The organism is Amycolatopsis rhizosphaerae (genome assembly GCF_007713715.1).
Classification (GTDB): domain Bacteria; phylum Actinomycetota; class Actinomycetes; order Mycobacteriales; family Pseudonocardiaceae; genus Amycolatopsis_E; species Amycolatopsis_E rhizosphaerae.
Genome location: NZ_VJWX01000182.1, coordinates 1 through 12,954, shown reverse-complemented (window position 1 = coordinate 12,954; position 12,954 = coordinate 1). Strand labels below are relative to the sequence as shown.

Genomic DNA, 12,954 nt, shown 5'->3' with positions numbered 1-12,954 from the left:
TCCTGAACCTGCCCTCGACCGTGGAAATGGCCACGCCCAACGTCTACGCCGACTCGATCGAGTGGATGAACCGCAACCTCGACCGGCGCGACGCGGTGATCCTGTCCCTGCACCCGCACAACGACCGCGGGACCGCGGTGGCCGCGGCCGAACTGGGCTACCAGGCCGGCGCGGACCGCATCGAGGGCTGCCTGTTCGGCAACGGCGAGCGCACCGGCAACGTGGACCTGGTCGCACTGGGCATGAACCTGTTCAGCCAGGGCATCGACCCGCAGATCGACTTCTCCGACATCGACGAGGTCAAGCGCACCGTCGAGTACTGCAACCAGCTTCCGGTGCCCGAGCGCAGCCCGTGGGGCGGCGACCTGGTGTTCACCGCCTTCTCCGGCAGCCACCAGGACGCCATCAACAAGGGCCTGGACGCGCTGAACCGCGCCGCCGAGAAGGAAGGCGTCCCGGTCGACGAGTACCCGTGGGAGGTTCCGTACCTGCCCATCGACCCGAAGGACGTCGGCCGCACCTACGAGGCCGTGATCAGGGTGAACTCGCAGTCCGGCAAGGGCGGCGTCGCCTACATCATGAAGACCGAGCACCAGCTGGACCTGCCCCGGCGGCTGCAGATCGAGTTCTCCAAGGTCATCCAGCGCCACACCGACACCCAGGGTGGCGAGGTCGCCCCGGCCACCATGTGGAACGCCTTCTCGGCCGAGTACCTGGAGCCGAACAGCCCGCTGGAGCTGGTCCGCCAGCACGTCACGGCCAACGGCGACTACAAGCTGACCGCGACCGTCCGCCTCGACGGTGACGAGCAGGAGATCACCGGCTCCGGCAACGGCCCGATCGCGGCTTTCTTCGACGCGCTGTCCACCGTCGGGTTCGACCTGCGGCTGATGGACTACAGCGAGCACACGCTCACCCCCGGCGACGACTCGCGGGCGGCCTCATACATCGAGTGCGCCGTCGGCGACAAGGTCTACTGGGGCGTGGGCATCGACCCGTCGATCGTGACCGCTTCGCTGCGCGCCGTCGTCTCGGCGGTCAACCGCAGCCACCGCTGACCGGCCCGGTTCGGGGGGCGGCACCGCTCGGTGCCGCCCCTTGATCATGCGCGGGCGGCGGTGGCGGAGGCGACCTCGGCGTGGAGGACGGCGAGCACGCCGGCCACCGCGGGCCTGCTCGACGCTCCGGCCCGCAGCACGGCCTCGATGTGCCGGGCGGCGCGGATCCCGGCGAGCGGACGGCGGAGCAGCCGCCGTCCCCGTGCCGTGTCGATCGTGTACCGCGGGAGCAGGGCGATGCCGTGCCCGGCGGCCACCAGCGCCTCGGTGATGCGGAAGTCGTTGATGCGCTGAACCACCCTCGGCCGCACCCCCGTGCGCACGGCGAGCGACCGCAGCACGTCGTCCACCGGGAAACCCACGTCCACCCCGATCCAGCGCTCGCCCGCGAGTTCGGTCAGTTCGACCTTGCGCCGCGAGGCCAGCCGGTGCCCCGGCGGCAACGCCACGTCGAGGGGTTCCCGCAGCAGGTGGTCGACTTCCAGCCTGCTGGAGGAGAACGGTTCCGCGTGCTCGTCGCGGTGGGCGACCACGATGTCGAAGTCCGCCACCAGCGCCGGCACCTCGGACGGGGTCATGTCGATGTCCCGCACATCGACTTCGAGGCCCTCGCATTCGTCGATCCGCCTCAGCAGTCCGGGCAGCAGCATCAGCGCGGCGGACGGGAAGATCGCGAGCCGCACGCGGCCGCGGGGTGCGCTGCGGTAGGTGTCCAGCTCCGCCTCGGCCCGTTCGACCGCGGCGAGCACTTCGTCCGCCCGGTTCACCAGGGACCGGCCCGCGTCGGTGAGCCGCAGTCCGCGCCCGGCCGGTTCGGTGAGCGGCACGCCGACCTCGTCCTGCAGCGCCCTCAGCTGCTGCGACACCGCGGACGGGGTGCAGTGCAGGGCCGCGGCCGTGGCGGTCACGCTGCCGCGGTCGGCGAACTCCCGGAGCACCCGCAGTCTCGCCACATCCACGATCGTGAAGTCTAGCTTAAGGGTTATTGCAAATAATCTCGCTTGTCCTTCACAGTTGTCCCCCACAAGCTGAAGGCATGCCAGCCCGCGATCGTCTTCTAGCCCTGTTCGTCGCCGTGGTGTGGGGACTGAACTTCCTCGCCATCCACGCCATGCTCGGCCAGTTCCCGCCGCTGTTCGCGGGCGGTCTGCGCTTCCTGCTGATCGCGGTGCCGACCGTGCTGCTCGTGCCGCGGCCGAAGGTCCCGCTGCGCTGGCTGATCGGATACGGCCTCGGTTTCGGCACCGGGCAGTTCGCGTTCCTGTTCCTCGCGCTCAAACTGGGCATGCCGACCGGACTCGCCTCGCTCGTGCTCCAGGCCGCCGCCCCGTTCACCGTGCTGCTGGGCGGGTTCTTCCTGCGGGAACGCCACTCGCCCCGGCAGCTGGCCGGGGTCGCGCTCGCGGTCGCGGGCATGGCCGCGATCGCCTGGCACCGCGCGGAGAACGCCGCGCTGCTGCCCGTACTGCTCACCCTGGTCGGCGCGGCCAGCTGGGCCGTGGGCAACGTGTGCTCCCGCCAGGCCCGCCCGGACAACCCGCTGCACCTGACCCTGTGGATGTCGGTGGTCCCGCCGGTTCCGATGTTCCTGCTGTCCCTGGTCTTCGAGGGCCCCGGTGCCGAGTGGCGCTCGCTGAGCACGCTGGGCAGCGCGACCGGGCTGACCGGCCTGGCCGGGCTGGCCTACGTGGTGCTCATCGGCACCGTGGTCGGCTCCGGGGTGTGGACGACGCTCATGCGCCGCAACCCCGCCGGGGTGGTGGCCCCGTTCTCCCTGCTGGTGCCGGTCGTGGGGATGTCGGCTTCGTTCCTGCTGCTCGGCGAACGCCCGGCGGTGGTGGAACTGCTCGCCGGGGTGGTCGTGGTCGCCGGGGTGCTGCTGGGCTCGCTGCCCCGGCGTGCCTCGAGGCCGGAACCGGCCATACCACTGGTCGGCGCCGAGCGCTGAGCGCTCAGCGCTCGGCGGCCGCGGTCTCCCCGGCGGGCTCCTCGTGGTGACGGCGGCCCATGCGCTTCTTCACCAAGAGGCTGATGATCACGCCGGCCACGATGGCCAGGCCGAGCGCCAGGTACGAGAAGCGGGACAGCCACTTCTCCGCGACCACGCCCAGCGAGTACACCAGTGCGGTGGTGCCCCCGGCCCAGGCGATGCCGCCGAGCGCGTTCGCGGCCAGGAACTTGCCGTAGTTCATGTGCAGCGAACCGGCGAGCGGACCGCACAGGATGCGCAGGATGGCCACGAACCGGCCGAAGAACACCGCCCACACACCCCGTCTCGCGAAGATGCGTTCGGCGTTGGCGACGTGGTCGGGGCCGAAGTGCTTCGGGAACTTCCGCCCCGCCCAGTCGAACAGCCTGCGGCCGCCCTTGCGGCCGATCAGGTACCCGAGGCTATCGCCGACGATGGCGCCCGCACTGCCCACGATGCCGACGATCCACGGGTTCAGCTCGGAGTGCTGCGAGGCCAGCAGGGCCGCGCTGACCAGCACGATTTCCCCGGGAAGGGGGATGCCGAGGCTTTCGAAACCGATCACCGCGCCGACCGTGATGTACACGAGAAGTGGCGGAATGGTCTCCAGCCACTGGTCGATGTGCACAGTCAAGCCCCTCTCACCGGTGTCGCTTGGCGCCAGGGTACCCGCGTCACGGTTCCAGCAGTTCGGCCACGGACCCGGCGTGCGGCACCACCGGCACCGCCCCGGGATCCGTTTCGACCAGTTCCGCCTTCACCTCGTGCGGCGTGATACGCCCGGCCTGGATGTCCTCCGCATAGTGACACGCCACCCGGTGGCCCGTCCCGAGTTCCCGCAAAACCGGCCGTTCGGTGTCACATCGCGTCTCCTGCCGCCAGGGGCAACGCGTGTGGAACCGGCAGCCGGACGGCGGCGCGGCCGGGGAGGGCAGGTCGCCGGCGAGCAGGATCTGCTCGCGCCGGTCCTCCACGTCGGGGTCCGGCACCGGGATCGCGGACAGCAGCGCCCGCGTGTACGGGTGCAGCGGCTCGGTGTAGAGGGTCTCGGAGTCGGTCTCCTCCACCATCGAACCCAGGTACATCACGCCGATGCGGTCGGAAATGTGGCGCACGACGGCCAGGTCGTGTGCGATCACCAGGTAGGTCAGTCCGAGGGTGTCCTGCAGCTCTTCGAGCAGGTTGATCACCTGCGCCTGCACCGACACGTCCAGCGCGGACACCGGTTCGTCGGCCACGATCAGGTCGGGCTCGACGGCCAGCGCCCTGGCGATGCCGATCCGCTGCCGTTGCCCGCCCGAGAACTCGTGCGGGTACTTGCGCAGCGCGCCCTCCGGCAGCCCGACCGCGGACAGCAGTTCCCGCAACCGTTTGCGCGTGCTCTCCTTGTCCCGGTCGAGCCCGTGCGCCCGCATGCCCTCGACCAGGATCGACTCGACCGACTGGCGGGGATCGAGGCTGGACAGCGGGTCCTGGAAGACCATCTGCATCCGCCGCCGCATCCGCCGCAGCGACTCACCCTTGAGGGTGGACAGGTCCACCCCGTCGAACACCACCCGGCCGCCGGTCGGCTCCACCAGGCGCAGCAGGCTGCGCCCGAGGGTGGTCTTGCCGCAACCCGACTCGCCCACCAGGCCGTAGGTCTCCCCGCGCCGGATCTGGAGATCCACTCCGTCGACGGCGTAGACGTGACCGACCGTCTTGTCCAGCACCAGCCCGCGTTTGATCGGGAAGTGCACCTGGATGCCCTCCACGGACACCAGCGGCTTCTCGTCCGCCATCACCGCACCCCCTCCCCCTGGTTGACGGCAGTCATCGGTCCGACGGGATTGTGGCAACGCAGCATCCCGCCGTTGTCCGGCTCCAGCGCCGGGGCCACCTCCCGGCAGCGGTCCAGCGCGTTCGGGCAACGCGGCGCGAAGGCGCAGGCGTTCGCCCACGGGAGGTTGTCGGCCACCGAACCCTTGATCGGCACCAGCTTCTCGCCGCGCGGCGCGTCGAGGCGCGGGATCGAGGCGAGCAGCCCGTGGGTGTACGGATGCCGCGCGGCGGCGAACAGCGCGTGCCGCTCGGCCCGCTCCACGATCCGGCCGCCGTACATGACGTTCACCTCGTCGCACAGGCCGGCGACCACACCGAGATCGTGCGTGATCATGATCAGCGCGGTGCCGGTGTCGCGCACCAGCTCGGCCAGCAGCGCGAGGATCTGCGCCTGGATCGTCACGTCCAGCGCGGTGGTCGGCTCGTCGGCGATGAGCAGCCGGGGACGGCACGCCAGCGCGATGGCGATCAGCGCCCGCTGGCGCATCCCGCCCGAGAGCTGGTGCGGGTATTCCGACAGACGGCGGTTCGGGTCGGGGATGCCGACCCGGTTCAGCAGGTCGGTCGCCTCGGTCATCGCCTGCTTGCGGCTCATCCCGCGGTGCCGCTCCAGCACCTCGGCGATCTGCAGCCCGACGGAGATCACCGGGTTCAGCGAGGACAGCGGGTCCTGGAACACCATGCCAAGGTCGCGGCCGCGCCGATCGCGCAACTGCCGGTCGGACAGGGTCAGCAGATCGGTGTCCTCGAAGCGCACGGAACCGCTGACCTCGGCCCCGCGCCGGGGCAGCAGCCCCATGATCGCCAGCGCGGTCACCGACTTGCCGCTGCCGGACTCGCCCACCAGGCCGACCGTGCGGCCCGGTTCCACATCGAAACTCACCGCGTCCACCGCGGTGAACGGCCGCGCACGCTTGCGGCGGAACACCACGGACAGATCGCGGACTTCCAGAAGTGCCATGAAGCCTTACCGCCTGTTTTTCGGGTCGAGCGCTTCGCGCAGCGACTCACCGAGCAGCGTGAACCCGAGCGCCACCACGATGATCGCGACGGCGGGGTAGAACGCCAGTTCCGGCTTGACGTCGAGCAGGCCCTGCGAGTTGCCCAGCATCAGGCCCCATTCCGCCCGGCTCGGGTCGGAGTCGCCGAGGCCGAGGAACGACAGCGCCGCCGCGTCGATGATGGAGGTTGCCAGGGTCAGCGTGGCCTGCACGATCACCGGGCCGAGCGAGTTGGGCAGCATGTGCCGGAACACGATCGTGCCGCGGCGCACGCCCAGCGCGGTCGCCGCCAGTACGTGGTCGGAGGAACGCTGGGACAGCATCGCGCCGCGCAGCAGCCGGGCGAAGACCGGCACACTGACCACCGCCACCGCGATGATGACCGTCCACTGTGTACCGTGCGAGAACAGCGCGGCGATCGAGATGGCCAGCAGCAGCGAGGGAATCGCGAGCAGGATGTCGGTGAAGCGCATCAGCAGGGTGTCCACCCAGCCGCCGAACGCCCCGGCGAGCCCGCCGATGATCATGCCGAGCAGCACCCCGATCAGCGTGGCGACCACACCGACGATCAACGTCTGCTGCGCGCCGACCAGCAGCCGCGAGAAGAAGTCGTAGCCGTTCTGGTCACCGCCGAGCAGGAATCCCGGCATCGGACCGGGAATCGAACTCGGCGTCAGGTCCTTCTTGAGCTCGTCATAGGGGATGTAGGGATTCTTCGGCGCCAGGAACGGCGAAAGGGCCGCCAGCAGGACGAACAGCACGGTGATCACCGCGCCGATGATCGCCGTGGGGCTGCTGCGCATCCGCCGCAGTGCGTCCGCGGCGAGGCTCGTCCCGCCGGAATCGGCGAGTTCGTCGATCCGTTCGGCCTTGCGTTTCAACAGATTGGGAGCAGTCATCGCACGCGCACCCTCGGATCGATGATCGCGTAGGAGATGTCGACCAGCAGGTTCACCACGACGTACACCAGCGCGGCGAGCAACAGCAGCGCCTGCAGCCGGGGGTAGTCGCGGCGCGTGATGCCGTCCGCCAGCAGGGAACCGACCCCCTGCCAGTTGAACACCTTCTCCGTCAGTACGGCACCGGCGAGCAACAGGCCGGTCTGGAGACCGATGGTGGTGGACACCGGCAGCAGCGCGTTGCGCAGCACGTGCCGGCGCCGGATCACCCCGGTGGTCAGTCCCTTGGATTCCGCGGTCCGCACGAAGTCCTCGCCCTGCACGTCCAGCACCGAGGCGCGGGTGATCCGCACGATCACCGCGAACGGGATGCTGGCCAGCGCGATCGACGGCAGGATCAGGTGCCTGATCGCGTCCCATGCCGCGTCGAGTTCCCCGGTGAGCAGCCCGTCGAGCACGAAGAAGCCGGTCACGTGGGTGGCGTCGATGGTCACGTCCTGGCGGCCGGACGGCGGCAGGATGCCCAGCTTCTGCGCGAAGACGTACTTCAGCAGCACGCCGAGGAAGAACACCGGCACGGCGACCCCGACCAGCGTGGTGATCACCGCGGCGTTGTCCAGCAGGCGCCCCTTGTAGCGCGCGGCGAGATAGCCGATCGGAATGCCGAAGACCACCGCGAGGAACAGTGCGCAGATCGAAAGCTCGATCGTCGCGGGGAACCGGCGGCCGACCTCCGCGAGCACCGGGTCGCCACTGGTCAGCGAACTGCCGAAGTCACCGGTGACCACCCGGCCGAGGAACTTGAAGTACTGCACGAAGACCGGCTGGTCGAGGCCGAGGATGTGGTTCAGCGAAGCCACGCTTTCGGCGGTCGCCTTGTCGCCGAGCAGTGCGCCGGCCGGGCCGCCGGGCAGCAGCCTGAGCCAGGCGAACACCAGGATGGACAGGACAAGAAGCGTCGGAACCGCTTGTAGCAGCCGACGGACAATGAATCGCAACATATGGTTGTGCCCTCACGGCGTCTTCGCACTGAAATGCCCTCCTCGCCCGATTGCTCGTGGCAGGCGGGCAAGTCGGGCACTTCAGTGCGAAATGGTTCTTACCCCTTGGTGACCGTGTAGAAGCGCTCGTCGGTCAGCGGCGTCGGGATCAGGTTGTGCACGTTGGCGCGGACCACGATTCCCGGGGGCGAAGACGCCAGCGGCACCGCGGGCACGTACTGCGAGATCAGCACGCTGGCCTGCTCGTAGGCCGCCTTCTTGGCGTCCGCCGTGACTTGGGCGTCCGCAGTGGACAGTGCGGAGAAGATCTGCGGGTTGTTGAAGCCGAACTCGGCCTTCTGCCGTCCGAAGAAGGTGCCGATGAAGTTGCCCGCGTCGGCGTAGTCACCGGTCCAGCCGAGCAGGTGGAGGTCCTGCTTGCCCGCCTTCTGCACGTCGTCCTTGTAACCGCCGTTCCACGGTTCCTGCACGACGTTGACGTTCAGCCCGACCGCCTTGAGGTCGTCGGTGATCGCCGAGGCGATCTCCACCGGATTCGGCATGTAGGGCCGCGTGACCTCGGTGGGCACGTAGAAGTTGAGCGTCATGCCGGCCGCGCCGGCTTCGTTGAGCAACTGCTTGGCCATCGCCTGGTCGAAGTTGTGCTTCTCGACGGCGTCGGTGTAGCCGGGCACGTTGTTCGGCAGGAGCTGGTTCTGCGCGTAGGCCCCGGTGGGCAGCTTGTTCTTGACCAGCTGGTCCTTGTTGATCGCGTACTCGATCGCCTTGCGGACCCGGACGTCGGTCAGCTTCGGGTTGTTCTTCTGGTTGATGCCCAGGTACAGGACGTTGAACGCGGGCCGGATCAGCACCTGGTCACCGGCGCTCTTCAGCGCGTTGTAGTCGGCGGGGCTCGGGTAGTCGTAGCCGTCGATGGTGCCGGCCGCCAGCTCCTGCTTCCGCGCGTTCTCGTCCGGGATGATCTTGAAGATCAGCTTGCCGATCTTGGCCTTCTCGCCCCAGTAGTCGTCGTTGCGGACCAGGGTGATGGTGTTGTTGGTCTTGTCGAAGCTCTGGAACTTGTACGGACCGGTTCCGGTCGGGTGGTCCGTCGCGTAGGCCGGGTAGCTGAACGAGTCACCGCTCTGGGTCACCGCGTCCGCGTTGTACTTCTTCAGCGCGTCCGGGCTGGAGATGGACAGCGAGGTCAGGCCGAACGCGTCCGGGAAGGCACCCTTGGCCTTGTTGAGGTTGAGGACCGCGGTGTGGTCGTCCTTGGCTTCACAGGACTTGTAGACCGGCTGTCCGCCGGCATCGCCCTCGTTGTGTGCGAAACCCTCGAAGACGTCGCCGTAGTAGATCATCTGGCTCTGCGCGGCGGCGCCCTTCATGTTGTACCAGCGGTCGAAGTTGAAGCAGACCGCGGCGGCGTTGAACGGGGTGCCGTCGTGGAACTTGACCCCCTGCCGGAGGGTGAAGGTCCAACTCTTGCCGTCGGCGCTCGGAGTCCACGCGGTCGCCAGCGCGCCCTGAAGCTCCGTGGTGCCGGGCTTGTAGGTGATCAGCGTGTCGAACATCTGCCGAGCGGGACGGAAGCTTTCGCCGTCGTCGTTGAAGATCGGGTCGAAGTTCTTCGGCGCACCGGCAGCCCCGAACACGAGGGTGTCGTTGGCTCCGCTGCCGCCCGAATCGCGCTGCGAGGCACAGGCCGACATGGACACCGCGAGCGCGCCGGCCAGCCCGATCAGGGCCAGTCGTCGCAGACGAGCCACTCGCCGAGGGAGCATGTCAACTCCTTGTTGAGGATCCTGTTGGTGATCGACGACCCTAGCCTCATTCGAGCCGATGCTTAAGCACGCCAGGTTACGATCGCGCTACGTCGGCCATGAAATGGCGACGCTTTGGTATGAACCGATTACGGAACGTCGATTTCATGTCCGTTTTGTGCCGACAGAACTAGACCATTCGGCGTAAGGTCGGTTGCCGGAAGGTCAACGGCAAACCAACCCCGCTCGAACGTCTGCCATTCGTGCAAGCGCTCTCTGGACGCCTCGCCGTCCCGCTGAACGGCACGCTCGAGGCGTGCCGGCTCGGCCGGGCCGGGCACCCAGCACAGCACCGAAAGCGACGCCCGGAACGACCTCCGGCCCGACGAAACGCCTTCCAGGACGAGCACCTCGGGCGGCGCGACGGAAACCAGTTCGCCCGGCTCCGGCACGCCGGTGGTCCAGTCCAGCTTCCGGTAGGCGCCCGTCTCCCCCCGGCCCAGTGGGTCGAGGACGCCCTCGGCCAGCCGCGGCCACCACGACACCGGATCGTCCCAGGTGGCGAAGTGGTCCGTGCTGATCAGCGCGACGCGGTGGCCCCGGTGCCGAAGCTCCGCGACCAGCAACCCGGCCAGTGTGGACTTGCCCGCCCCGGACGGCCCGTCGACGGCGACCACCCGCACCCGGCCCAGCCGCGGCGGGGCCGCGAGCACGGCGTTCGCGAGACGGGCGACGGTCATCGTAACCGGGGAGAGCCGTGAGGGGACCCCTCACGGGAAGCGGCACTCAAAGGGCGCGGCGACCGGACAGAGCGCGACCGAGCGTCAGCTCGTCCGCGAACTCGAGATCGCCGCCCATCGGCAGACCGGAGGCCAGCCGGGTGACGGTGAGACCGGGGAAGTCCCGCAGCATGCGCACCAGATAGGTGGCGGTGGCCTCGCCCTCGGTGTTCGGATCGGTCGCGATGATCACCTCGGTGACCTCCTCGCCGCCGATCCTGGCCATCAGTTCGCGGATGCGCAGCTGATCGGGGCCGATCCCGGACAACGGGTCGAGTGCGCCGCCCAACACGTGGTAGCGGCCCCGGAACTCCCGGGTCCGCTCCACCGCGAGCACGTCCTTCGGCTCCTCGACCACGCAGATCATCGAGGTGTCCCGGCGGGTGTCCCGGCAGATCCGGCACTGCTCCTGCTCCGAGACGTTGCCGCAGATCGTGCAGAACTGCACGCCCTCGCGGACCTTGCCGAGCACGTCCTGCAGGCGCGCGATATCGGCGGGATCCGCGGCGAGCAGGTGAAAAGCGATGCGCTGAGCGCTCTTCGGGCCGATACCGGGCAGATGGCCGAGCTCGTCGATCAGATCCTGGACTACACCTTCGTACACCTGGGCGCGCCTTCTGTGGTTTTCGTGATCCTGCGCGCGGGCGCCGCCGATGGCGACGGGGCGCGGCTACCTGGCCAGCCTACCCGCCCACACCGAAGACCCCGGGGCACCGGCCCCGGGGATCGCGGTGTGCGGGGTCAGCCGAGGCCGGGCAGGCCCAGCCCGCCGAGGCCCCCGCCCCCGAGCGCGCCGGCGACCGGGCCGAGCTTCTGCTCGGTGAGCTTCTGGGCGTTGTTGCTCGCGTCCCGGACCGCGGCCACCACCAGGTCGGCCAGGGTTTCGGTGTCCTCGGGGTCGACCACCTTGGGATCGATGGTGAGGCTCTTGAGCTCCATGCCGCCGGTCACGGTCGCGGTGACCAGCCCGCCGCCCGCACTGCCGGTGACCTCGGTACGCGCCAGATCCTCCTGGGCGGCGACGAGCTGCTGCTGCATCTGCTGCGCCTGCTGGAGGATGGCCTGCATGTCGGGCATTCCACCGGGTTGCACCATGATTGCCGCTTCCGATCCTTGAGGGATGTGCACTCCCGCCCAGCCTAGCCCGCCGGGCTGTGACACTGTGGGCACCGTGCGATGGCGGGTGATTCCGGTGATCTTGGGCGCGACGCTGCTGACGGCGTGTGACGGCGGCGCGGCGGCGGTCCGGCAGCAGCCGGAGACGTCTTCACCGCCGTCCCGGACGGCCTCCTCACCGGCGTCCGCCACGAGCGCCCCGGCGACTTCGGCCACTCCCGCCGGTAAGGCCATGGTGGTCGTGCTCGACCCGGGCCACAACGGCGGGAACGCGGCCAACCCCAGTGTGATCAACAAGCCGGTACCGGCGGGGCGCGGGGCCACCAAACCGTGCAACACGACGGGAACCGCGACCAACGCCGGATACGGCGAGCACGCCTTCAACTGGGACGTGGCGCGCCGGGTCGGCGGCGAACTGTCCGCGAAAGGCGTCCGGGTCGTGTTCACCCGGGACAGCGACACCGGGGTCGGCCCCTGCGTGGACCGGCGGGCGGCCCTCGGCAACGAGGCCCACGCCGACGCGGTGGTTTCGATCCACGCCGACGGTTCGGAAGCCGCGGGCGCCCACGGCTTCCACGTGGCCTATTCGGACCCGCCGCTCAACTCCGCGCAGGGACAGCCCTCCTACCTGCTCGCCCAAGCCCTGCGTGACGGGCTGCGAAAGGCCGGGTTCGGCGTCTCGAACTACCTGGGCAGCGACGGCCTCGCGCCCCGCAGCGACCTCGCCGGGCTCAACCTGTCCACGCGGCCGGCCGCGCTGGTCGAATGCGGCAACATGCGCGACACGGGCGAGGCCACCCTCATGTCCACCGCGGACGGCAGGCAGCGCTACGCGGACGCGATCACCGCCGCGATCCTGTCCTACCTGGGCGACTGAGCTTCGAGCACGGCCTTGTTCCCGGTTGAGCGCGGGCCGGGTGATCAGTCCAGCGGCCGGGCACCGAGATGCTCGGCGAGCAACCGGTGCGCGATGATTTCGGGATCGGTCTCCACCTCGGGCGGCAGATCCATCACGTCCGACTCGGCGAGCATGCTCTCCTCGTCGTCCGGCTCCGGCGGCAGCGGGATGTCCGGCTCGGACGGCTGCTGACGGCGAGCCGGCTGCGCCGACGGTGCGGGCTGTGCCGGTTGCGCGGACTGCGTCGGCTGTGTGGACTGTGTGGACTGTGTGGACTGTGTCGGCCGCTGGTAGGTGCGTTGCGGCTGCGCCGGGGCTTCCCGGGATGGGGAACTCGGCTGGGGGCGGGGCCCCGGTCCGGCCGGGCGCGCCGAACCGCCACCGCCCCCGCCGCCGTGCACGCACCGCACCTGCCACGAGCCGCCGAGCACCTCGTGCAGGGCCGCGGCGATGAAGTCCGCGTTACGAGACTCGGAGAGGCGGCGTGCCAGCGGCTCCGCGGTGTGCGCCAGTACCACCAGCGAGCCTTCGACGCTCTGCACGGTGGCGTTGGTCAGCATCGCCTCCGTACTGCGGCTGATCTTGCGGATCGCGGCGAGCAGGTCCGGCCATGCCTTGCGGATCGCGGCGGCGTCGATGCCGCCGGACGGGGCCTGCGGGGCCTGAG

13 protein-coding genes and 1 pseudogene are annotated in these 12,954 nt (G+C 69.5%); 3 read left to right on the top strand and 11 right to left on the bottom strand.

The window, feature by feature from the left end; translation table 11 throughout:
* A partial coding sequence (locus FNH05_RS18795; protein WP_144590000.1) for a 2-isopropylmalate synthase occupies positions 1 to 1,058 on the top strand: 1,058 nt, incomplete at its 5' end.
* Positions 1,059 to 1,102: 44 nt separating this feature from the next.
* On the opposite strand, the gene FNH05_RS18790 is transcribed toward FNH05_RS18795, so the two are convergent.
* Positions 1,103 to 2,017 carry a LysR family transcriptional regulator gene (locus FNH05_RS18790; protein ID WP_144589999.1) on the bottom strand — a complete coding sequence of 305 codons (915 nt, stop codon included), beginning with the start codon at positions 2,015 to 2,017 and terminating at the stop codon, positions 1,103 to 1,105.
* Between the two features lie 77 nt (positions 2,018 to 2,094).
* Between FNH05_RS18790 and FNH05_RS18785 the strand changes: the two genes are divergently transcribed.
* Complete coding sequence (locus tag FNH05_RS18785) at positions 2,095 to 3,006, top strand: EamA family transporter (RefSeq protein ID WP_144589998.1); 912 nt, start codon at positions 2,095 to 2,097, stop codon at positions 3,004 to 3,006.
* A 4-nt stretch (positions 3,007 to 3,010) separates the two neighbouring features.
* Here the strand turns inward: FNH05_RS18785 and FNH05_RS18780 are convergent, their stop codons facing one another.
* From FNH05_RS18780 to FNH05_RS18740, 9 genes are all read right to left on the bottom strand, one after another.
* Complete coding sequence (locus tag FNH05_RS18780; protein ID WP_144590003.1) at positions 3,011 to 3,655, bottom strand: DedA family protein; 645 nt, start codon at positions 3,653 to 3,655, stop codon at positions 3,011 to 3,013.
* Positions 3,656 to 3,701: 46 nt separating this feature from the next.
* Entirely contained in the window at positions 3,702 to 4,808 is a 1,107-nt protein-coding gene (locus tag FNH05_RS18775; protein WP_144589997.1) for an ABC transporter ATP-binding protein, read from the bottom strand.
* Positions 4,808 to 5,809, bottom strand: coding sequence for an ABC transporter ATP-binding protein (locus FNH05_RS18770; RefSeq protein WP_144589996.1), 1,002 nt, complete (start codon positions 5,807 to 5,809; stop codon positions 4,808 to 4,810). The genes FNH05_RS18775 and FNH05_RS18770 overlap by 1 nt, the downstream gene beginning before the upstream one ends.
* Positions 5,810 to 5,815: 6 nt before the next feature.
* Positions 5,816 to 6,748, bottom strand: coding sequence for an ABC transporter permease (locus FNH05_RS18765; RefSeq protein ID WP_144589995.1), 933 nt, complete (start codon positions 6,746 to 6,748; stop codon positions 5,816 to 5,818).
* Positions 6,745 to 7,749 (bottom strand): ABC transporter permease, encoded by a 1,005-nt coding sequence (locus tag FNH05_RS18760; protein WP_144589994.1) that lies wholly within the window; start codon positions 7,747 to 7,749, stop codon positions 6,745 to 6,747. The genes FNH05_RS18765 and FNH05_RS18760 overlap by 4 nt, the downstream gene beginning before the upstream one ends.
* 98 nt (positions 7,750 to 7,847) lie before the next feature.
* Positions 7,848 to 9,515, bottom strand: coding sequence for an ABC transporter substrate-binding protein (locus tag FNH05_RS18755; protein ID WP_186382616.1), 1,668 nt, complete (start codon positions 9,513 to 9,515; stop codon positions 7,848 to 7,850).
* A 128-nt stretch (positions 9,516 to 9,643) separates the two neighbouring features.
* A complete protein-coding gene (locus FNH05_RS18750; protein WP_186382615.1) occupies positions 9,644 to 10,234 on the bottom strand; it encodes a uridine kinase family protein in 591 nt (196 codons plus the stop codon).
* 46 nt (positions 10,235 to 10,280) lie between these two features.
* Positions 10,281 to 10,877, bottom strand: coding sequence for a recombination mediator RecR (recR, locus tag FNH05_RS18745; RefSeq protein ID WP_144589993.1), 597 nt, complete (start codon positions 10,875 to 10,877; stop codon positions 10,281 to 10,283).
* A 137-nt stretch (positions 10,878 to 11,014) separates the two neighbouring features.
* Positions 11,015 to 11,368: a YbaB/EbfC family nucleoid-associated protein gene (locus FNH05_RS18740; protein ID WP_144589992.1), complete on the bottom strand. Its 354-nt coding sequence runs from the start codon at positions 11,366 to 11,368 to the stop codon at positions 11,015 to 11,017.
* 76 nt (positions 11,369 to 11,444) lie between these two features.
* Here FNH05_RS18740 and FNH05_RS18735 point away from each other — a divergent pair, with 76 nt between their 5' ends.
* Complete coding sequence (locus FNH05_RS18735; RefSeq protein ID WP_425458463.1) at positions 11,445 to 12,266, top strand: N-acetylmuramoyl-L-alanine amidase; 822 nt, start codon at positions 11,445 to 11,447, stop codon at positions 12,264 to 12,266.
* A gap of 44 nt (positions 12,267 to 12,310) precedes the next feature.
* Here FNH05_RS18735 and FNH05_RS18730 read toward each other — a convergent pair.
* Positions 12,311 to 12,954, bottom strand: a pseudogene (locus tag FNH05_RS18730) (DNA polymerase III subunit gamma/tau); the annotation flags it as partial.